This window comes from Rhizobium esperanzae, from assembly GCF_014197615.1.
In the GTDB taxonomy this organism is placed as follows: domain Bacteria; phylum Pseudomonadota; class Alphaproteobacteria; order Rhizobiales; family Rhizobiaceae; genus Rhizobium; species Rhizobium esperanzae_A.
In genome coordinates this window covers 228940-247556 of sequence record NZ_JACIFY010000004.1, presented here as the reverse complement: position 1 = coordinate 247556, position 18617 = coordinate 228940, and the positions used below count along the sequence as shown (strand labels likewise).

Annotated in this window: 23 protein-coding genes and 2 tRNA genes; 21 read left to right on the top strand and 4 right to left on the bottom strand. The window is 60.6% G+C overall.

Translation table 11 applies throughout. The features are described from left to right. The first annotated feature begins 258 nt into the window (after positions 1–258). The 5 genes from GGD57_RS07780 (at position 259) to GGD57_RS07760 (ending at position 3146) form a co-directional block, all read left to right on the top strand. Positions 259–756, top strand: a complete 498-nt coding sequence (locus GGD57_RS07780; RefSeq protein ID WP_246713577.1) for a hypothetical protein — start codon at positions 259–261, stop codon at positions 754–756. A gap of 92 nt (positions 757–848) precedes the next feature. After that, a complete protein-coding gene (locus tag GGD57_RS07775; protein ID WP_184468431.1) occupies positions 849–1313 on the top strand; it encodes an endonuclease VII domain-containing protein in 465 nt (154 codons plus the stop codon). Then, on the top strand, positions 1310–2209 hold the full coding sequence (locus GGD57_RS29100) for a hypothetical protein (RefSeq protein ID WP_246713576.1): 900 nt from the start codon (positions 1310–1312) through the stop codon (positions 2207–2209). The genes GGD57_RS07775 and GGD57_RS29100 overlap by 4 nt, the downstream gene beginning before the upstream one ends. After that, complete coding sequence (locus GGD57_RS07765) at positions 2206–2433, top strand: hypothetical protein (protein WP_184468429.1); 228 nt, start codon at positions 2206–2208, stop codon at positions 2431–2433. Before GGD57_RS29100 ends, GGD57_RS07765 begins: the two co-directional genes overlap by 4 nt. Further along, a complete protein-coding gene (locus GGD57_RS07760) occupies positions 2430–3146 on the top strand; it encodes a deoxynucleotide monophosphate kinase (protein ID WP_184468428.1) in 717 nt (238 codons plus the stop codon). The genes GGD57_RS07765 and GGD57_RS07760 overlap by 4 nt, the downstream gene beginning before the upstream one ends. A 780-nt stretch (positions 3147–3926) precedes the next feature. On the opposite strand, the gene GGD57_RS07755 is transcribed toward GGD57_RS07760, so the two are convergent. Continuing rightward, positions 3927–4001, bottom strand: a tRNA-Thr gene (locus GGD57_RS07755). A 155-nt stretch (positions 4002–4156) separates the two neighbouring features. On the opposite strand from GGD57_RS07755, the gene GGD57_RS07750 reads away from it, so the two are divergent. The 13 genes from GGD57_RS07750 (at position 4157) to GGD57_RS07690 (ending at position 12461) form a co-directional block, all read left to right on the top strand. Beyond that, a complete protein-coding gene (locus tag GGD57_RS07750) occupies positions 4157–4351 on the top strand; it encodes a hypothetical protein (protein ID WP_010069185.1) in 195 nt (64 codons plus the stop codon). A 91-nt stretch (positions 4352–4442) separates the two neighbouring features. Then, positions 4443–5735 (top strand): UDP-N-acetylglucosamine 1-carboxyvinyltransferase, encoded by a 1293-nt coding sequence (murA, locus tag GGD57_RS07745; protein ID WP_184468426.1) that lies wholly within the window; start codon positions 4443–4445, stop codon positions 5733–5735. Positions 5736–5939: 204 nt separating this feature from the next. Beyond that, on the top strand, positions 5940–6371 hold the full coding sequence (locus GGD57_RS07740) for a DUF2948 family protein (RefSeq protein WP_085736087.1): 432 nt from the start codon (positions 5940–5942) through the stop codon (positions 6369–6371). A gap of 56 nt (positions 6372–6427) precedes the next feature. After that, a complete protein-coding gene (hisD, locus tag GGD57_RS07735; protein WP_184468424.1) occupies positions 6428–7726 on the top strand; it encodes a histidinol dehydrogenase in 1299 nt (432 codons plus the stop codon). Between the two features lie 4 nt (positions 7727–7730). Then, positions 7731–8204, top strand: coding sequence for a UPF0262 family protein (locus tag GGD57_RS07730; protein WP_085736091.1), 474 nt, complete (start codon positions 7731–7733; stop codon positions 8202–8204). Between the two features lie 5 nt (positions 8205–8209). Beyond that, positions 8210–8686, top strand: a complete 477-nt coding sequence (locus tag GGD57_RS07725; RefSeq protein WP_184468422.1) for a low molecular weight phosphatase family protein — start codon at positions 8210–8212, stop codon at positions 8684–8686. Positions 8687–8809: 123 nt separating this feature from the next. Then, on the top strand, positions 8810–9028 hold the full coding sequence (gene infA / locus GGD57_RS07720) for a translation initiation factor IF-1 (RefSeq protein WP_003545338.1): 219 nt from the start codon (positions 8810–8812) through the stop codon (positions 9026–9028). 57 nt (positions 9029–9085) lie between these two features. Continuing rightward, a complete protein-coding gene (locus tag GGD57_RS07715; RefSeq protein WP_028757471.1) occupies positions 9086–9706 on the top strand; it encodes a Maf-like protein in 621 nt (206 codons plus the stop codon). A gap of 37 nt (positions 9707–9743) precedes the next feature. Beyond that, positions 9744–9956, top strand: a complete 213-nt coding sequence (gene yacG / locus GGD57_RS07710; RefSeq protein WP_184468420.1) for a DNA gyrase inhibitor YacG — start codon at positions 9744–9746, stop codon at positions 9954–9956. A gap of 178 nt (positions 9957–10134) precedes the next feature. Continuing rightward, positions 10135–10210: transfer RNA gene (locus GGD57_RS07705), tRNA-Phe, on the top strand. A 329-nt stretch (positions 10211–10539) separates the two neighbouring features. Then, a complete protein-coding gene (locus GGD57_RS07700) occupies positions 10540–10785 on the top strand; it encodes a type II toxin-antitoxin system RelE family toxin (RefSeq protein ID WP_184468418.1) in 246 nt (81 codons plus the stop codon). A 9-nt stretch (positions 10786–10794) separates the two neighbouring features. Further along, positions 10795–11142 carry a helix-turn-helix domain-containing protein gene (locus GGD57_RS07695; protein ID WP_085736095.1) on the top strand — a complete coding sequence of 116 codons (348 nt, stop codon included), beginning with the start codon at positions 10795–10797 and terminating at the stop codon, positions 11140–11142. Between the two features lie 341 nt (positions 11143–11483). Further along, on the top strand, positions 11484–12461 hold the full coding sequence (locus GGD57_RS07690; protein WP_184468416.1) for a phosphodiester glycosidase family protein: 978 nt from the start codon (positions 11484–11486) through the stop codon (positions 12459–12461). Between the two features lie 164 nt (positions 12462–12625). Here the strand turns inward: GGD57_RS07690 and GGD57_RS07685 are convergent, their stop codons facing one another. Continuing rightward, positions 12626–13666 (bottom strand): saccharopine dehydrogenase family protein, encoded by a 1041-nt coding sequence (locus GGD57_RS07685; RefSeq protein ID WP_184468414.1) that lies wholly within the window; start codon positions 13664–13666, stop codon positions 12626–12628. A 104-nt stretch (positions 13667–13770) separates the two neighbouring features. Between GGD57_RS07685 and GGD57_RS07680 the strand changes: the two genes are divergently transcribed. Continuing rightward, positions 13771–14367, top strand: a complete 597-nt coding sequence (locus GGD57_RS07680) for a TetR/AcrR family transcriptional regulator (protein WP_184468412.1) — start codon at positions 13771–13773, stop codon at positions 14365–14367. Positions 14368–14402: 35 nt separating this feature from the next. Here GGD57_RS07680 and GGD57_RS07675 read toward each other — a convergent pair whose 3' ends face one another. Further along, complete coding sequence (locus tag GGD57_RS07675; RefSeq protein ID WP_184468410.1) at positions 14403–16385, bottom strand: diguanylate cyclase; 1983 nt, start codon at positions 16383–16385, stop codon at positions 14403–14405. Between the two features lie 68 nt (positions 16386–16453). On the opposite strand from GGD57_RS07675, the gene GGD57_RS07670 reads away from it, so the two are divergent. Beyond that, the gene (locus GGD57_RS07670) at positions 16454–16639 is read left to right on the top strand and encodes a hypothetical protein (protein WP_184468408.1); all 186 of its coding nucleotides are present in this window, start codon (positions 16454–16456) and stop codon (positions 16637–16639) included. A gap of 54 nt (positions 16640–16693) precedes the next feature. Here the strand turns inward: GGD57_RS07670 and GGD57_RS07665 are convergent, their stop codons facing one another. Beyond that, the gene (locus tag GGD57_RS07665; RefSeq protein ID WP_184468406.1) at positions 16694–17956 is read right to left on the bottom strand and encodes an MgtC/SapB family protein; all 1263 of its coding nucleotides are present in this window, start codon (positions 17954–17956) and stop codon (positions 16694–16696) included. A gap of 337 nt (positions 17957–18293) precedes the next feature. Here GGD57_RS07665 and GGD57_RS07660 point away from each other — a divergent pair, with 337 nt between their 5' ends. Next, a complete protein-coding gene (locus GGD57_RS07660) occupies positions 18294–18518 on the top strand; it encodes a hypothetical protein (protein WP_348645958.1) in 225 nt (74 codons plus the stop codon). Positions 18519–18617: the final 99 nt, after the last annotated feature.

Genomic DNA, 18617 nt, shown 5'->3' with positions numbered 1-18617 from the left:
GGGCAATCAGGAAAGGCCACAGGGTCGCGTCCGTATCCATCCGTGCCGGCGGAGGAGAGCGGCGCAAGCCAACGTGGCGGGAATGGTGGATCGCGTTTCGATACGATTTCTTTAGCAGCTATAGCAGCCTTGTTATTCGACTCATCGAAATACCGCGCAATCCGTCTGAGCCGATGCGCGCCAGGCTACCATTTTAACCACCAACACCGGCCGCCGACCAACCAAGTCGGCGGCAACCACCACGAAGAGGAGAAGAGAATGGCAAAATACGACCATGGCGGCGGCTGCGCGTGCGGCCTGCAGAGAGAATGCGATTGCAATGCGGAGCGGCCAGCCAACGACAACCTCCAGCAGCCTTCGCTGTCGCCGGCATATTCCCACGCCTCCGCCATCAACCTGTTCGCCGCCGACTGCCACGCCGCGAGCCGAAAGGCAGGCTGGTACACCGATCTCGCCACCGGCAAGGCGCTTGATCGCAACGTGCCGGAAATGCTCATGCTGATCGTAAGCGAAATCAGCGAAGCCATGGAAGGCGTTCGCAAATCAAAGCCCGGCAAAGTCCTGATGGACGACAAGCTGCCGAACCGGCCGATGGCAGAAGTCGAGCTCGCCGACGCCATGATCCGCATCGGTGATCTGGCCGCCTTCCTCGGCTACGACCTGGGCGGCGCGATCGTCGAGAAGATGGAATTTAATCGCACGCGGGCCGATCATCAGATCGAAAACAGAAAAAAGGCTGGCGGTAAGGCGTTCTGATGCCAAGACCTAGAACAAGGAGGGCGCATGGAGATCTCTGCGCCTGTCAGGACTGCGGAGCTATGCTGTCTGACGAGAATTGGACCGCCTCAATGCAGAAGTACAAGCGGTACATTTGTTCTCCATGCTGGTCGGCAAGGCAGCGGAAGTACGAGATGGAGCGTCGTGAACGCGTTCCGGATCTCCTGCAAAAGAGAAAGCGGGCGGTTAAGGAGCGAAAGGAAGGCTGGTCAGAAGAGCGCAAGGAGCAAGATAGGCGCCGGACCTACTCCAATCAGTTACGAAAGAACTACGGCATCACGATCGAAGACTTCGACGACATGTACGATGCGCAGGGAGGAAAGTGCAGGATCTGCGAAACGACAAAGCCAAAGGGTCGAGGCGGCTTCCATGTAGATCACTGTCACGCAACAGGGGCTATCAGAGGACTTCTATGCACGTCTTGCAACATGATGCTCGGCCTCGTCGAAGACAGCGTAGACAGGCTCAATAGCGCCATCGCCTACCTGCAGGCAGCAAATGACAACAAAACCCGAACGATAGAGGAGGCCGCATGAGTAACAAAACGTTGCCATCATGGCGCCACCGGCACGAGCCGGCTATAACCGTTTCGCCAAAACAGTATAACGAGCCGGTCATGGTTCCCGGTATGGGCGCGCAGCCCATGCCGGCGCCGAAGTACGTGCCGGCGAACGACAACGTGCCGCAAGAGCGCGGCCAGTATATCGGCCTCCTTCGATCGGTGGTTGATCGCCGTTCCTGCGAAGTCGCAACCACCGCAGATCTCGTCGGCATCAACTATGCAGACGATGAAAGCGAGCCTGTCGTTCCGGTTCTTTCAGAGGAGGATTGGCAGCGACACGCTTCCGAGACCGATTTCGCGTTTCATCAAGACACGCAGCCCGCGCGCTACGGCGATTTTATGCAGACCGCCACCGGCCGCAAGTTTTGGCCGCTGGATCCGCGAAGAGACGAAGTCTTCATCGAGGACATCGCCCACTCGCTGAGCCTGCAATGCCGCTATGCTGGCCATTGCCTTCGGTTTTACAGCGTCGCCGAGCATTCGGTGCTGATGGCGCGCAAGCTGCGCTGGGAAGGCGTGGACGTGGCTCTTTGGGCGCTGCTGCACGACGCCAGCGAAGCCTACCTCGTCGACGTGCCGCGCCCGGTGAAGCCGTATCTAACCGGCTACAAGGAAGCCGAGGCACGAGTTATGGCTGCGGTGGCGGATAGGTATTCCTTGGCAAGGGAGATGCCGGCCGAAGTTCATGAGGCGGACGAGCGCATCATTGCCGACGAGCTCGTCAATCTCGTGCCGATGGACTGGCACGGCAAGCACAACAATCCGCTCGGCGTCGAGCTGCGCTATTGGTCGCCGGAGAAGGCGGAAGAGGAATTCATGGCGACGTTCGATGCGCTGCTGGACGGGCGAAAGAGGGGAATGTCGGCATGACCCAATCAACCAACTGGACCATATGGCACGGCGGCGATTGCCCAATGCACAAGGACGCCATCATCGACATCCGCATGCGCAACGGCAAGGTTTTGGAAAACGTTACCGCTGGCCGTTATCTGTGGGCGAGGCCGCGCCGCGAAGCGGACGGAAACTATAGCCAGCGCACGTTCATCAATGGCGGCACCATTGTCGCATATCGAGAAATAGTGGAGGAAGCATGACCGAGAACCAAGCACCAATCTGGACGCAATCCGGCGATCTAACCGCAGTTCCGCATGCCAACGATAACGTGCCGCAGGAGCTGCGCGCGCTCGGCGTGGCAATCGGGAAAGAGATGCCGGGCGGCTTTGCTGGCCGCAAATACCTAATGCAGCCGCATGACGCTTACGTCAGCGCGAACGACAACCTGCCGCCAGTCGTCGCCTTCACGGGCGTTGCGGGCAGCGGCAAGTCAACCGCAACGCGCCATCTCGTCGAGCAGCACGGCTATACACTGGTGAAGTTCGCAGGGCCGCTCAAAGACATGATGCGGGCGCTGGGCTTTGGTGAGGAAGATATCGAGGGCAACTGCAAGGAACTGAGCAACAGCCTTCTTTGCGACAAAACTCCCCGGCACGCCATGCAGACACTCGGCACCGAATGGGGCCGCAAATGCATCGGCGACGACTTTTGGATCAACCTCTGGCGCGACTCTGCCGAGCGCATCGTCAAGCAAGGTGGCCGTGTCGTTGTCGACGATTGCCGCTTCCCGAACGAAGCTCAGGCTATCCGTCGGTTAGGCGGCGACATCTTCAAGATTGAGGGCAGGGGCGGAATTGCTGGCGGCCACGTCTCGGAGCGCGGCTGTGGCGATCAGGATCTCGTCATCGTCAACGACAACACGCCGGAGATGCTGTTCGGCAGGGTGGAAGAGGCGCTACGTCGCTTCTGCTAACGGCACGCACCACCTAAAAATAAAACGGGCGGATCTGGTTCCGCCCTTTTTTATTGAAGCGCATGCCCGGCCACATCTCGCACTGGTCGCCCGAAGGCTCGCCCATTCATCCATATGCGATAGATCTCGACACCTGCTGCGCTTCTTGCTCTCGAAAGCACTACGGCTGAAAGTTCGCCCAGCGTTACCGCCTGGCCAATTCTGAACTTCCAGTCTGATGCTGCGTAGTTTCTCCTTCGTCTATCAGGCTGCTCTTCCGATGCGCCCCCTTCGGTCTGCACTTCCATCAGCATCATGCTTCCCCGCCACATCACGGCGCACGGCACCGTAGCCGGGAGTTGATAAACCGCCGAGTAGACGGCCCGAGGGCTTTTAGCTGATCCTGCAAGCAGGCTGGCCTGGACATAGCACAACGCTCCCGGCCAACACATTGGCCAAGTGCGAGCGCCAGCCGCTAAGCTGCACTCAGGTTCAGCGCGCACTCGTGCACGCCTATAATCGGTCAGGGTTATCAAGCCCGATTCGATTAATACCCCAATAGGGGTATGAAGCAATATGGTAACTTTTGAGGAGAGTTAGCTGTTGCTAATGAGTCACTAACGGCGTGCCGAATCGGGAATATAAGCCGCGACAGGGCTGAGAACGAAGCGCGAAATGGGCTGTACGAGTTTTGTACGTTTTGGAATGTTTTTCGGTACATTTTCGCGCTATGTTCCGCACAGCTACGCCGCGTCACTATCAAGCACAATTCCGTATGTTGTTGTTTTTACTTAATAAAACTGGTGCTGCCGAGTGGGATTGAACCACCGACCTCACCCTTACCAAGGGTGTGCTCTACCACTGAGCTACGGCAGCAGGACCAGACCGCGTGGAGCCAAGCGGCTCAATTGCGGGAACGGGGCGGCTATTGCCACAGCTTGACGGCAAGCGCAAGCAGCAAATTCCAACTTCGCGTGGATTGCCATGCTGGGGCCTTTTGGATCGGCGCGAATTCGGCTAATCCTGTCGACATGAACGACAAGACCGAAACCGGCCAGCAGAGCCGCAAAGAGGCGATCGAGGCCCAGGCGAAGCTGCGCCGCGAGCGTGCCGCCGACAAGCTCAGAGAAAATCTTTCAAGACGCAAACAGCAGGTGCGCGCCCGCCGTTCCGGCCAGGCCGACGAAACAAATGGTCTGCCCGCCGCAAAAATGGACGAATCGTAATGTTCCGTCCCTCGCCAATTGAAGCGTTTTGATAAATCCCCTAAACACCTCACTCCTCTTTCACGGCAGAACTTTCAGGAAGTAAGCGCACATGGATCGTATCAGAATTGTCGGCGGTAATGAGCTGAATGGCATCATCCCGATTTCCGGCGCCAAGAATGCCGCACTGCCGCTGATGATCGCCTCGCTTCTGACCAGCGATACGCTGACGCTGGAAAACGTGCCGCATCTGGCCGATGTCGAACTGTTGATGCGCATTCTCGGCAATCACGGCGTCGATGTCGCCGTCAACGGCCGCCGCGAGCGCCAGGAAGATTCCTACGCCCGCACCATCCATTTCACCTGCCGCACCATCGTCGATACCACCGCTTCCTATGAGCTGGTCTCGAAGATGCGCGCCTCCTTCTGGGTCATCGGCCCGCTCTTGGCGCGCGAAGGCCATTGCCGCGTGTCGCTGCCGGGCGGCTGCGCCATCGGCACGCGCCCCGTCGATCTCTTCATCGAGGGCCTGACGGCGCTTGGCGCGACCATGGAAATCGATGCCGGTTACATCAATGCCAGGGCGCCGGCCGGCGGCCTGATCGGCGCGCGCTATACCTTCCCGAAGGTTTCCGTCGGCGCCACCCATGTGTTGATGATGGCCGCCACCCTTGCCCGCGGCACGACGGTTATCGGCAATGCCGCTCGCGAGCCTGAGGTCGTCGATCTCGCCAACTGCCTGAACGCCATGGGCGCCAAGATCTCCGGCGCCGGTACTGCGACCCTCACCATCGAAGGCGTCACCTCGCTCTCCGGCGCCCGCCACCGCGTTTTGCCGGATCGCATCGAGACCGGCACCTATGCCATGGCGGTCGCCATGGCCGGCGGCGATGTCGTGCTCGAAAATACCGATGTGGCGCTGCTCGAAACCGCGGTGGAAACGCTGCGCCGGGCCGGCGCCGAGATCTCGTCGACCAACAACGGCATGCGCATCAAGCGCAACGGCGCCGGCATCAAGCCGGTCGATATCGTCACCGATCCCTTCCCGGGCTTCCCCACCGATCTGCAGGCGCAGTTCATGGCGCTGATGACCCGCTCTTCGGGCATCTCGCATGTTACCGAGACCATCTTCGAAAACCGCTTCATGCATGTGCAGGAGCTTGCCCGCCTCGGCGCCCGGATTTCGCTGTCCGGCCAGACGGCGAAGATCGAGGGTGTCCAGCGTCTGCGCGGCGCCCCGGTCATGGCGACCGACCTGCGCGCCTCCGTTTCGCTCGTCATCGCCGGCCTTGCCGCCGAGGGCGAAACCACGGTCTCGCGCGTCTATCACCTCGACCGCGGTTTCGAGCGTCTCGAGGAGAAGCTGACCCGTTGCGGCGCCATCGTCGAGCGCATCAGCGAGTAAGCCCCCGTTCATCGCGGTTGCGTAATTGATCGCAGCATCTTATTTCCCTTGTCTGACGCATCGCCATTCCGGCGGTGCCAGAACAGGATGTTTCCAGGCCGGGCGGCCTGGAATCCGAATCCTGTTCTGAATATTGGTAAGAGCATGATGTTGTCCGAAAACCGCTCACACTTTTCGGCATCATGCTCTGGGGATTGAGACCGAATGACCGATCTGAAGCTCGTAGCGCTCGATGACGAGGACCTTGCGGTCATTTCCGCGCATATGCAGGACAGCGTCTTCAAGGTCGGTGATATCGACTGGTCGCCGCGCGACGCGCAGTTCGCCCTTGCCGTCAATCGTTTCGTCTGGGAAGGTGCCGAGCGCAAGCGCAAAGGTTTCGAGCGCCGCCGGGCCGCTCTGGTCTTCAAGCGCGTGCTGGCCGTGCGGTCGCTCGGCATCGATCGTGGCAAGCGCGACGAGGTGCTGTCGCTGCTGGCGCTGCGTTTCGAGCGGAAGGGCGAGGGGCCGGATGGCACGATCGAGCTGTCGCTGTCCGGCACTGCGTCGATCGCGCTCGATGTCGAGTGCATCGAGGTCCAGCTGGCCGATATCGGCGGTGCCTGGGAGGCTTCCTCCAAGCCTCGCCACCTCTAGTGCTTGACGCTTGAAGTTTGAATATTGCGGTTTCGAGTTGAGAAGGAATATCGGCCTTGGCAATCTGGCTGGATCAGGCATCGGAAGGGTTCGAGCAGCATTTCGCCGCCTTTCTGACGACGAAGCGCGAAGTTTCCGAGGATGTGAACGCTACCGTTCGCGCCATCATCGATGATGTCAGGGCCCGCGGCGATGTGGCGCTGGCCGAATATTCCTTGAAATTCGACGGCATCGATTTCGCCAAAGTCCCGATGCGCGTCACGCCGGAAGAGATCGACGCGGCGATCGAGGCGGTGCCAGCCGAAGTGCTGGGCGCGCTGAAGCTTGCCGCACTGCGCATCGAATCCCATCATCGCCGGCAGCTGCCGAAGGACGATATTTACGAGGACGACATGGGCGTCGGCCTCGGCTCGCGCTGGACGGCGATCGAGGCTGTCGGCCTCTATGTTCCCGGCGGCACCGCGAGTTATCCGAGCTCCGTGCTGATGAATGCCGTGCCGGCCAAGGTCGCCGGCGTCGAACGCATCGTCATCGCCGTCCCCGCCACTGGCGGCGCCGTCAATCCGGCGGTGCTGGCGGCTGCCAAACTTGTCGGCGTGACCGAAATTTATCGCGTCGGCGGCGCCCAGGCGATCGCCGCCCTTGCCTATGGCACCGAGACGATCGCCCCGGTCGCCAAGATCACCGGCCCCGGCAATGCCTATGTCGCTGCCGCCAAGCGCCACGTCTTCGGCACCGTCGGCATCGATATGATCGCCGGCCCCTCCGAAGTGCTTGTGATCGCCGACAAGGACAACAACCCCGATTGGATCGCCGCCGACCTCCTGGCCCAGGCCGAGCACGATGTCAGCGCCCAGGCGATCCTGATCACCGACGATGCCGAATTCGGCAAGGCGGTGGAGCAGGCGGTCGAACGCCAGCTGAAGACGCTCAATCGCGCCGAGACGGCGGCGGCAAGCTGGCGCGATTTCGGCGCGGTCATCCTTGTTGCCGATCTGAAACAGGCGATACCGCTCGCCAACCGCATCGCTGCCGAGCATCTGGAGCTTGCCGTTGCCGATCCGGACCGGCTCCTAGACGGTATCCGCAATGCCGGCGCGATCTTCATCGGCGCCCATACGCCCGAGGTGATCGGCGATTATGTCGGCGGTTCGAACCATGTGCTGCCGACGGCTCGGTCGGCGCGTTTCTCATCCGGTCTTTCGGTGCTCGATTTCGTCAAGCGCACCTCGATCCTGCGCCTCGGCCCGCAGCAGCTCCGCACCCTCGGCCCGGCGGCAATCGCGCTGGCCGTCTCCGAAGGCCTCGATGCCCATGCGCGATCGGTCGCGATCCGCCTCAACCTCGAAAGGTGAGGGCATGGCGAAGGGCGATTTCCGGCTCTGCGACGTCGTCCTTGACGATACGATCGGCCGTTCGACGCCCGATGTCGAGCATGAACGCGCCGTCGCCATCTTCGATCTGATCGAGGAGAACAGCTTTGCGCCGCTCGGCCATGCCGGCGGGCCTTACCGGCTGAATATCTCCCTAGTCGATTCGAAGCTGGTCTTTGCCATAACCACCGAAGAAGGTGGCGCGGTCGCCACCCATATCCTGTCGCTCACCCCCTTCCGGCGGATCGTCAAGGATTACTTCATGATCTGCGAGAGCTATTATGAAGCGATCCGTTCGGCCACACCGAGCCGCATCGAGGCGATCGACATGGGCCGGCGCGGCATCCACAATGAAGGTTCGCAGACGCTGAAGGACAGGCTGGCCGGCAAGATAGAGGTCGATTTCGACACCGCCCGGCGGCTGTTCACCCTGGTCTGCGTGCTCTACTGGCGCGGGTGACGGCCATGGATCTCGGCGCCGACATCGAGGAGGGAAAGCGGCCGGGCGCCATCCTCTTCATGTGCGGCATGAATGCCATCCGCTCGCCGATGGCCGAAGCGATTGCCCGCAGCATGCTGCCCGCCAATACCTATATAAGGTCGGCCGGCGTTCGCGCCGGCGAGCGCGATCCCTTCGTCGACGTCGTGCTCGATGAGATCGGGCTTTCCCTCGGGCGCCGCCTGCCGCAGACTCTAGAAGAGCTCGAAGACGATTATTTCGATCTGATCATCACGCTGTCGCCGCAGGCCCATCATGCCGCCCTTGAGCTGACCCGCTCGAATGCGATCGATGTCGTCTACTGGCCGACCATGGATCCGACGGTCGTCAGCGGCACGCGCGAGCAGATTCTGGAAAGCTACCGCGAGGTCCGCGATCACCTGACCGGCCTCATCGAGAGCCGGCTACTCAAACGAAATGGCATTGCCGCGCAATCGGCATGAAAACAAATGACGGAAAGCCCGATCAACAAGGTTCACAAACCTCTGTTGATTGTGTAGTTTCCGCGCAAATTTTAAAGGCGCGCGCTGCGCTGCCTCTTCAACCCACAGGAAGAAAACACCTATATGCCTAAAGAAGAAGTCCTCGAATTCCCGGGTATCGTCACCGAACTTCTGCCGAATGCGACGTTCCGCGTGAAGCTCGAAAACGAACACGAGATCATCGCCCATACCGCCGGCCGCATGCGCAAGAACCGCATCCGCGTTCTCGCCGGCGACAAGGTGCTGGTGGAAATGACGCCCTATGACCTGACCAAGGGCCGCATTACCTACCGTTTCAAGTAAGCTTGCCCGAAGGTCCTGCAAGGGCTTTTGCTCCCGTCTGCCGATGGTCGAGGTTCCATGACGCTGAAATACAAGCTCATTCTGGCCTCGGGCTCGCCCCGTCGCGTCGACCTGCTCAACCAGGCCGGCATCGAGCCGTCGCGGCTGATGCCGATGGATATCGACGAGGCGCCGAAGAAGTCGGAGCATCCGCGTTCGCTCGCCCGCAGGCTTTCGGCTGAGAAGGCCGAAGCTGCCCTTGCCGCCATCAAGGGCGATATCACCTGGAAGGGCAGCTATATCCTGTCTGCCGATACGGTGGTTGCCGTTGGCCGGCGCATTCTCGGCAAGGCCGAATTCGCCGACGAGGCGTTGAGCTCGCTGCATCTCTTGTCGGGGCGCAACCATATGGTCTACACCGGCGTTTGCCTGGTGACGCCGGATCGCAAGATCCGCCAGAAGATCGTCGAGACCAAGGTCCGCTTCAAGCGGCTGTCCGGCTTCGAGATCGAGAACTACCTGGCCTCCGGCCAGTGGCGCGGCAAAGCGGGCGCCTACGGCATCCAGGGCCTCGCCGGCACCTTCGTGCAGAAGATGGTGGGCTCCTACACCAACGTCGTCGGCCTGCCGCTCTATGAAACCATTCTGCTTCTGACCGGCGAAGGCTTCGATGTGCATAGCCGGTGGCCCGAGGGCTGAGCCCGACGGCTCATTCCTGAATGAGGACGGACCGAGCATGCCCGAAGACAAGAAAGCCGCCGCCAAGGTCGAACCGCTGCGCAAGACGCGCCCTTGCCCCGAATGCGGCAAACCCTCGCACCGTGAACATTACCCCTTCTGCTCCAACCGCTGCCGCGAGGTCGACCTCTCCCGCTGGCTGACCGGCTCCTATGCCATTCCGGTGGCCGAGGATGAGACCAAGGCCGGTTACCCGGATGAGGAAAACTAGATATTCCACCGGCGAAGCTCTTATTTTTCCTCATGAATCCGCAAAATCGGCAAGACCGTCAAAAAAGAGTCATTTGACGCTTGCCATGGCCGAACAAGATGCTATAACCCCGCTCGCTTCCGGGGCGAACCAAGGCCCCGCGGTTCCTTTTCCAAAGGGAACCATCGGAAGCAGGTTAGCCCAGGTAGCTCAGTTGGTAGAGCAGCGGATTGAAAATCCGCGTGTCACTGGTTCGATTCCGGTCCTGGGCACCATCGCCATCTGCATAGTATCTGCTGCATTTTTCAAGATCGTGCGCCCTCATCAAATACCCGAGTTTGACAAGTTTTTCACGCGGGTTTGACAATTTTCGTTTTTCGTTTGTTCAGCTCGGCCTCGAAATCAGCCATCGCGACGGCCGCTTGTTTCGACCTGTGTGCGCGCCTCGAATAGTACTTGACGGTCTCGATTCGCGATTTCTGCACCAGCCGTCCGCTGGCGGCGCCCCTGAAATCAAACGATGGCTCTCAATGCTGCTTTCTGATGGATATCGCCATTGGCAATATTTCGTTGCGAAATAAATCGCCAAAGGCTATATTCCATTATGAAAAAGATCGCGTACAGCAAAGCTGCCATGAAGGCACTCCGCAAAATGCAGCAGAAGCGCGCGGCCGCGATCGTAGCCAAGGTAGAAGCCTTCGCCAATGGCGAGACAGTGGACCTCAAGAAGCTGCAAGGCAGCGAATTTTTTCGCATTCGCGTTGGGCAGGACCGGGTCATCATAGACGACCAGAATATGCAGGTCCTGGTCATCAAAGCTGGCCCACGTGGCGATGTTTATAACGAATAGGAGACCACCATGGGTGAAATCCAGAAACTAACCATCGACGGCAAGGGATATGTGCTGCTTTCCGAAGATGATTATCAGGACCTTGTCGATATCAGCGACGCGCGCGCAGCAAAGGCGCGCATCGACGATGGCGAAGAAACCTGGCCTCAAGACGTCGTCGAGGCGCTGATCGCCGGTGAAGATCCTGTCCGCGTGTTCCGTAAGCATCGCGGCATCAGCATCAAGGAACTGGCTGAAAAGGCCGGGCTCTCGCAGCCTTATCTTTCCGAAATCGAGACTGGAAAGAAAGAGGGCTCCCTAGATGCTCTAAAGGCGATCGCTCGTACGCTGGAAGTCGACCTTGACGATCTGGCTTGACGTAATATGCGCATCCGCGTCTTGGCGGGGAACTGTTCAGCTCATGGCTCCTCAATAAGGTCGCGGAAAGTAGAGAAACAAAGACCTGATATTTCTGCAGCCATGACGCCGTGCGCGGCTGTTCGGCAGGCGATCGTCTGGAGCTCAACGCTAACGTCATGCAGCAAACCCGGTGGGCTTCGGTTGACGGCTTTCCCTCACAGGCCGCGGAAGCCGCAAAAGCAGGACGCGGCGTTCGGTAAATATCGTCGTCGTAGAAAAGCCCCACTTGAAATTGCATTTGTGCAGGCGAACGCATCGCGTCGCATGCTGAACCTAACTATTTGCTTATAGAGATTTTGATGTCGGGAATTCGCAAGCTCCTGTTCGGGTTGACTGCCGCTTTGGTTCTAATGATTGTTGTCGGCGCCGGTTGGCTTTGGCAGGTCGCGGGCGCCTATGGGTTCAACACCGTCTTGCGCCGTGGCGGGACCTATTGGATCACCGTGAAGCCTGACGATGAGCGGCTATCGGCCTCGATGCAATTGGCGTTGAAGAACCCGGTCCCGGCCGTGCAGCCGGGGTCGCTGGTCTGGCAGGAACCTGAGGTTGGCTTCGAGGTGGCGGAGCTGCCGGTGCTTGCCGATGGTCGCGAAGTCGATCGCATTTTCCTCAGCAGGATTGATCCCACGCGCTTCCGCTTCGTCGTGCATAACGCGTCACAGGGTGACAAAGGCATCGACGAATGGGAGCATGCCTTGCCCAAGGCCGTGCTGATCGTCAACGGCAGCTACTACGACATGCATGGCCGGCCCGACACGCCCTTCATCAGTGAGGGTATCGCGATGGGTCCCCAGCAGTATGACGCGAAGGCCGGCGCCTTCTTTGCAGACGCAAACTCCGCCGACATCCGTGATCTGACCCATCAAGATTGGGGAAGTGCCCTTGCCGGGGCGACGAATGCGATGGTTTCCTATCCGCTCCTGATCGGCGACGACGGGCAGACTCATGTGAACGTGAAAAGCCGCTGGCTGGCCAATCGAACCTTTGTCGCCAAGGACGGCTCAGGCCGCATCTTGATCGGCACGACGAAGGAGGCATTCTTCTCGCTCGATCGGTTGGCGGAATTTCTCAAGGCGTCGCCACTCGATCTCAAGGTCGCCCTCAACCTCGACGGCGGCCCCCTCGCGCACCGCAGCGTCCGGCTGAACGGCTATAGCCAGAAATTTTATGCGCGATGGGAAGCACAGGTCGAGGATGACAATGTCAGATTGCTGCGTTGGCCGGTTCTTCAGGCCAATTGGGCCATGCCGATGGTTCTGACGGTCGAGCGGAGATAGTTTGCGGTCAAGCCGCAAGCCGGATACTTGTCGTCTCCACCCGGCCGCGTCGATCTCCATCGGCACGCGTTCCCAGCTTGCCGGCATCCAGCATCCGGGCCAGTTCTGCGATGGTCAGATCGGTCGGTTGCCGCCCCTCAGTATCTGAAGTCTCGGATTTACCTTTACATTTCTGCGACCGACAGGTGCGGGGCGAGCGCCCGCAGGAAACTTTCGGCATCGAAAATCGCAGCCGGTGCTTTTGCGCCAGTATCGCGAATGTCCCCTGACAGGACGCGCTGGACCGCTTCGCAGATAATCGGCGCCGTGACGGCGTAGATGTCCTGTCCTTGGGCGACGATCCGGCGACGCACGTCGCCTTGCGAGACAATCACTTCCACGGCAAAACGCTGCGCCGAGCGACCGGTTTCGTCAACAGGCTGCGGTGGCGGCGTCGACGGGTCACGAACATCCCGCAGGGCCGTTGTGCCGAGAAAAGTGTGCAATTCCTTTGTCTGGAGGCGACGAGCGATCAGCGGTACTTCCGAAAAGGAAAGTTCGACGAATGTCTGCTGGCCGAATGGTTCCGGCAATGTGGATATGCGTTCGGCAGGCGGCTGGCCGACCGGCTCAAGCTGCCCGCCGTTGACGGCCAGGCGCCGCGCTGTGTTCTTCTCTCCGGTCACGCGCGTACCTTTTGTCGGCAGCCAACTGTCGAGCGCAACGAAGACCTCGATCGCGTCGGCATCATCCCAATCATCCATGGCGGCGGCGACCAGCAGGTCGGCCAGTCCGCCGTAAAATCCCATCGCCGGGATGACGGCGACGCCCGCTCTTCCGGCCGCAGCCTCGTGACGGTCTAACGTCGCCTGTACGCTCGGCTGCTCAGCTGTCACGTCGAGATAATGGATGCCCGCCCGCAACGCCGCACGCACCACCGCGTCGGCCGTGTCCATGAACGGCCCGGCGCAGTTTATCACCGCTGCCGCCCCGGCGAGCGCCCTGTCCAGAGCCGCGTCGTCCTCCACCGCAGCTTCGCGGCATTCGACGCCGCGTTCCGGAAAGCCCGCCTCCGCCAGCCGCTCGGCACTCCGTCCAATCGCGATAGGCTGCAGCCCGCGCCGCAAGAGTTCAGCAACGACAAAACGCCCGGTATGGCCGTTTGCGCCGAGGACCGCTACGGCCCGAGATGTCGTGGTGGTGTCAATTGCCTCATCGGTGGTCATTGCTCTTCTCTCCGCTACAGACCTGTCTGTATTCAATAAAACATACAGGTCTGTAGCGTGTCAATCGGCTTTCTGCTATGGTGGCGCAATTCGGAGATATCGACATGCCAAGAAGCACAGCCAATGCCCCTGCCACCGGCGCCAACGAGGTCCGCGACAGGATTCTCGAAACGGCGTCGGAACTCTTTTACCGGCGCGGGGTGCGCGCCGTCGGCGTCGATCTTGTGGTGGAAAAGTCAGGCGTCGCCAAAACCAGCCTTTACCGTCATTTCGGCACCAAGGATGACCTGATCGCGGCCTTTCTCAAGCGTGAGGACCTGGATTTCTGGAGCACCTGGGACCGGGTGACGGAGCAGTATCCGGAGGATGCCGCGGCCGAACTCGACGCCCATTTCGAGTGGATCGGCGAAAGGGTCGGGCGGGAAAATTACCGCGGCTGCCCGCAAATCAATACTGCCGCCGAGTTCCCCGAAGCCGGTCACCCCGCACGCAAGGTCGCAGAGACCCACATGCGTGAGATGAGGCGGCGGCTGAAGACCATAGCCGAGGGACTGGCGGTTGCAGCGCCTGACCGGCTCGCCGGCCAACTGGCGGTGCTGATCAACGGCGCCTTTGTCAGCATGCAGGTCTTTGAGCCGGGCGAGGCGACCGGTTTGCTCCGCGATGCCGCCCATGCGCTGATCGCCGCCAGCCGCAGTTGATCAGAGTTGCTTGCCTCTCGGGCTGTTGCCTGTCGTCAGGCGCCGATCTGCTGTATCTCAGTGCCGGCAGAAGGCTCGGCGATGACGGCTTGATTCCGGCCTCGCTGCTTGGCGCGATAAAGCGCGCGATCGGCTTCGAGCAACAGTGCCTCCGGAGAGAGATTCTGATCCGGTGTCGCCAGCGCAATGCCGACGCTGATCGTTACGTGCCCGAACTGCGAGCCCTCATGCGCCAGCTTGACGGCCGCCATTGCCGAACAGAGGGCCTGTCCGATGATGGGCGCGTTGCTGGCTGAGGCAATCCGCGCGATGATGGCGAACTCCTCTCCGCCGTAACGGGCAACGAGGTCCTGTTTGCTGCGCGTATTGCGCTCCAGCACACGGGCGATTTCCTTCAGGCAGGCATCTCCCGCCGGATGGCCGTATCGGTCGTTGTAGCCTTTGAACCAGTCGGCATCCACCATGGCAAGCATCAGCAGGTCCTGACCCTGCCCAAGCCCGGCGAGCTCGCTTGCGAGAACCTCGTCGAAGCGGCGCCGGTTGGCCACGCCCGTCATCTCGTCCGTCTGGCTGATCGTCAGGAGCCTCTGATTGAGCCGCTCCAGCTCGGACGTCCGATCCCGGATCTTTCCCTCAAGCGCTTCATGGGCGGCGTGAACGCGCGCGGCCATCGCGGCAAAATCGCGGGCAAGCTCGCCGATCTCGTCGTCGGAATGCGTCGGCAGGGCGTCATTGGCAACGGTCACGCCGGAACGGCCGACCAGCTGCGTAGCGTGGATCAATCGCACCAGCGGTTCGGCGACCTGCTTTTGCAGGATCGAACGGAGGATGAAAAGTTCGACGAACAGGGTGAGCAGCCCGACCGCGATGACGATCCCGAGATTGGTGAGGATGGCGGATCGCATCAGAGATTTCGGATAGTGGACGGCGAGCATCCAGGGCGTATCCGGGATCCGGCCGACGGCGGTAATTTCGCCAGCGCTGTCGATGAGCGACACCGAACCCGCTTCGATCGACTGGCTTGCCTTCAGCAAAGGCTGGTAATCGGCGATTTCAAGCGAGGAAATCGAGGCTTCGCCGGCGCTGGCGGTGATCTTATCGGCGTATTTGCCGTCGAAGATCAGTGTGCCCTGAGCATCGGCGGCAAAGATCGTCGCCCTGGCGCCCGGCAGTGTCGGGCTGGCGGTTCGTTTCATCAGATCGTCGAGCAGCACGTCGACACAGGCCAGGATGCGATGTTTGCCCGAAGCATCAGGTGCATCGGGCGTCGCGATCGTCGTCATCCACGCATTGTTGGAAGGATCCCAGTAGATGCGGGTAAAAAAAGTATCGTTCTGCGGCCCGCCGAACCCGCGGGAGTAAAATTCGAAGGTCTCGAGCTTCAGTGCATCCGGGCCTTCATATTGGAATACCTTGGCGATGTCGGCAGCCTGATAGATCGGGAAACCTTTTTCCGGCACCACGCCGTAGAAATTGAAGAGGCGGCCCTTGGCGGCAGAACCGAATTGATAGGAGAGCAGGTAGGACAGCGCAAAGCGTGTCTTCCCGTCCTCATCCGGTGTCACGTCAGGCGCGTAAGTCGCCGACATGCCGGGAAATCTGCGCCCATCAGGCAAGGGCTCGCCTTCGAACAATCCCGGGCGCTGGGTGTAGGATCCGTCCTCATGGCGATAGAAAATATCGTCGAAATTTCGTGCCAATGATTGCCGGGCTTCCGGGATCGCGTATATCCGGTCGAACTCGGCCAGGAAATTCTTTTCGAGATCCTTCACCTCGCGGAATGGCAGAGACTCGCGCTGCAAGGCCTGTTCTGTCGAAAGCGAGAGTTGCTTGCGCACAGACTGCTCAAGGGCTGCATGATTGATGAAATAGGACACGCCGCCCGCACAGGCGCAGACCAGTGCGATGCGCAGCGCCGCCAGCCGCAATGCCCGCGACGCCAGCGTATGGCGTGTTTTCGCCTTCACCTTCGGTCTGAAGACGATCTTCAACAACGCGCTCAGACTGCTCGATGTCATGCATTTACCTCAGTCGCTGGAAACAAGCCTGTCCGGCCGCGCTCGAGGGCAGCATCGGGACATCGTGCATGGATGGGCATCGCGGGAAAGCGCCACAATTCATTCGTGACGTGACGAGTTCGGCGGCGGCGGCGAAGCTCGTTCAGCGCATCGAGACATTGCGCGATGGGCTGGAGCGATTCATTGCCGTTCACAAGTTAACAAAGAATGCTTTCGCCGAAGCGCCGCCGATATTGCCTGCGCAACTTGGATAGAATGTGGGAAAATCGGATCAAACGATTGCTCTGTCGGCCGTGCGGCTTGGTTGTTCACGTCAGGAACAGGCCGGCCGCGCCGGCAAGGATCGCTATGCCGGTTGTGATGGCCAGCCGAACCGAATAGCCTAGGCTTCCGGCACTTGCCGCAAGACCGGTTTTCGCCAGAAGATTGGCGCAGGCGGCGACCGCTATCGCGTGGGCGGCCGCATCCGCCGGCACGGCCGGTGACGACAGCTTGGTGATCGAGAGGGTTATCGCATCGAGATCGCCCAGTCCCGTGATGAAGGCGACCGCGACCAGCGACTGCGTTCCAAAGACGGCCAGCGTCGCCCGCGTCACGATGGTCACGGCGGCAAGCAGAAGTGCAAAGCGGAGGACGACCATCACCTCAAGCGGGTTTCGCGGTGCAAAATCGGAACCGCCATCGGAGCGCCGCGCCAATCCGGCAAGGCCGCCGCCTGTCGCAAGGATCGCCGCAGCCGGGCCGAGTGATGCGGCAAGCTCCATCAGCACATCGGGCGCGATGACACCGCAGATCAAAAGCACACGGGTGAGCGATACGGCTCCCGCCAGCATCGCTCCGGCCGAAAGCAGCGGTGAGAGGGCGGGCATCTCAACCGACTGGCGGGCAAAGGAAAGCGTCAGGGCCGTCGAGGACACGGTGCCGCCGCAGGCGCCCGTCAGCAATATTCCGGCCCTTGCGTCGCTGAGCCTGATCATCACGTAACCGGCAAATGAGACTGCCGCCACCAGGATGGTCAGCATCCAGAGTTCGAAGGGATTGATCATTTCCCAGGCATCGACCGTCTCATTGGGAAGAATTGGAAGAATGACGACCGTCATGGTCAGCAGGATCAGCGCCGCTCGCAACTCAAGCCAGGTCAATTTCCGCAGAAATCCATGCAGCGGTTCCCGCGCCGCCAGAAGCGCCGTCACCGCCACGGCACCCGCGGCCGTCGCCGTCATATCGGCAACCACGGCGCCGAAGCCGAGCGCGAACACCGTGATCGCAGCAACGGCGCCGGTTGCGCTGTAATCTTCCTCGCGCTCGGCCTGCATGCGGCTGAAGCTGAGGATCGTGATGCAGAAAAACGCAAAGATGGCAGTCGGCAGGATCGGCCCCGTCACCGGCTGCAGGAAACCGCAAAAGCCGCCGAGGAAGCTCGACAGGCCATAGGTGCGGATGCCCGCAACTCTCTTGCCCGGCGCGGCCTCGCGGTCCTGCCATCCACGCTCGATGCCGACGAGGATGCCGATCGCGAGCGCGAGGCTGAGGCGTTGGAATGCGTCCGTCATCACCAATGAAGTCATCATCGAATCTTCGCAACATGCGGCACGAGTGCTTGAATCCCCGACCCTCGAACTGCCGGGCCATTCGACCCGTGCGCGAGGGCAATTTTGCCGGCCCTATTCGGACGGACGGATCGTCACGGAATCCGGCCGCCGTCTTTCGATGTGCTTTCCATCTGACGCAAGCGATCTGGCTCGCCCATCCTTCTTCCCCCGCCTGACTGCCGTTCAAGTGTCGCCTCGCCATCGAAGGCGGTCAACTCAAACTTTGCCCAACTCATCCCTTGCCCAACTCATCCCTTGCCGGTGGGAACCGCGAGTCCGGCCGTCCGTTACCATTTGAGGAACGGAGGATATGGACATGCGCAGGAGAAAAGCCATCGTCGAGGCGGCACTCGAATCCGAGTACGAGCGCCAGGCACTGGGAATCATGAATACGGAGCAAGCCTTGGAGCTCGAGGATTCCAACGGTCTGGTTTTCAGTCATCCGGATAAAGAGGCCGGCGCAACGGATCAATTTGTCGATCAGGAACAGTTGCGCAGATTGGTGCAGCAGCAGCGCCGCCGTTTTATGCGTCCGACTTGAAGCGGGCCATACCTCTTGGTGACGTCGCAAACCTGCACGTTTGCCGACGTCGTCCTCCTACGCCGCAATTTAAAATGCTACAGCGTCCTTGGCGGCTTT

Bases quoted from the DNA above. Each gene is read 5' to 3' on its own strand.
- GGD57_RS07685 (WP_184468414.1), bottom strand. From the start codon at position 13,666: ATGACCACCGATGAGGCAATTGACACCACCACGACATCTCGGGCCGTA.
- GGD57_RS07765 (WP_184468429.1), top strand. From the start codon at position 2,206: ATGACCCAATCAACCAACTGGACCATATGGCACGGCGGCGATTGCCCA.
- GGD57_RS07695 (WP_085736095.1), top strand. From the start codon at position 10,795: ATGGGTGAAATCCAGAAACTAACCATCGACGGCAAGGGATATGTGCTG.
- GGD57_RS07690 (WP_184468416.1), top strand. From the start codon at position 11,484: ATGTCGGGAATTCGCAAGCTCCTGTTCGGGTTGACTGCCGCTTTGGTT.
- murA (WP_184468426.1), top strand. From the start codon at position 4,443: ATGGATCGTATCAGAATTGTCGGCGGTAATGAGCTGAATGGCATCATC.
- GGD57_RS07660 (WP_348645958.1), top strand. From the start codon at position 18,294: ATGCGCAGGAGAAAAGCCATCGTCGAGGCGGCACTCGAATCCGAGTAC.
- GGD57_RS29100 (WP_246713576.1), top strand. From the start codon at position 1,310: ATGAGTAACAAAACGTTGCCATCATGGCGCCACCGGCACGAGCCGGCT.
- GGD57_RS07715 (WP_028757471.1), top strand. From the start codon at position 9,086: ATGACGCTGAAATACAAGCTCATTCTGGCCTCGGGCTCGCCCCGTCGC.
- GGD57_RS07670 (WP_184468408.1), top strand. From the start codon at position 16,454: ATGGATGGGCATCGCGGGAAAGCGCCACAATTCATTCGTGACGTGACG.
- GGD57_RS07730 (WP_085736091.1), top strand. From the start codon at position 7,731: ATGGCGAAGGGCGATTTCCGGCTCTGCGACGTCGTCCTTGACGATACG.
- GGD57_RS07725 (WP_184468422.1), top strand. From the start codon at position 8,210: ATGGATCTCGGCGCCGACATCGAGGAGGGAAAGCGGCCGGGCGCCATC.
- GGD57_RS07700 (WP_184468418.1), top strand. From the start codon at position 10,540: ATGAAAAAGATCGCGTACAGCAAAGCTGCCATGAAGGCACTCCGCAAA.
- GGD57_RS07680 (WP_184468412.1), top strand. From the start codon at position 13,771: ATGCCAAGAAGCACAGCCAATGCCCCTGCCACCGGCGCCAACGAGGTC.
- infA (WP_003545338.1), top strand. From the start codon at position 8,810: ATGCCTAAAGAAGAAGTCCTCGAATTCCCGGGTATCGTCACCGAACTT.
- GGD57_RS07775 (WP_184468431.1), top strand. From the start codon at position 849: ATGCAGAAGTACAAGCGGTACATTTGTTCTCCATGCTGGTCGGCAAGG.
- yacG (WP_184468420.1), top strand. From the start codon at position 9,744: ATGCCCGAAGACAAGAAAGCCGCCGCCAAGGTCGAACCGCTGCGCAAG.
- GGD57_RS07750 (WP_010069185.1), top strand. From the start codon at position 4,157: ATGAACGACAAGACCGAAACCGGCCAGCAGAGCCGCAAAGAGGCGATC.
- GGD57_RS07760 (WP_184468428.1), top strand. From the start codon at position 2,430: ATGACCGAGAACCAAGCACCAATCTGGACGCAATCCGGCGATCTAACC.
- GGD57_RS07780 (WP_246713577.1), top strand. From the start codon at position 259: ATGGCAAAATACGACCATGGCGGCGGCTGCGCGTGCGGCCTGCAGAGA.
- GGD57_RS07740 (WP_085736087.1), top strand. From the start codon at position 5,940: ATGACCGATCTGAAGCTCGTAGCGCTCGATGACGAGGACCTTGCGGTC.
- GGD57_RS07665 (WP_184468406.1), bottom strand. From the start codon at position 17,956: ATGATGACTTCATTGGTGATGACGGACGCATTCCAACGCCTCAGCCTC.
- GGD57_RS07675 (WP_184468410.1), bottom strand. From the start codon at position 16,385: ATGACATCGAGCAGTCTGAGCGCGTTGTTGAAGATCGTCTTCAGACCG.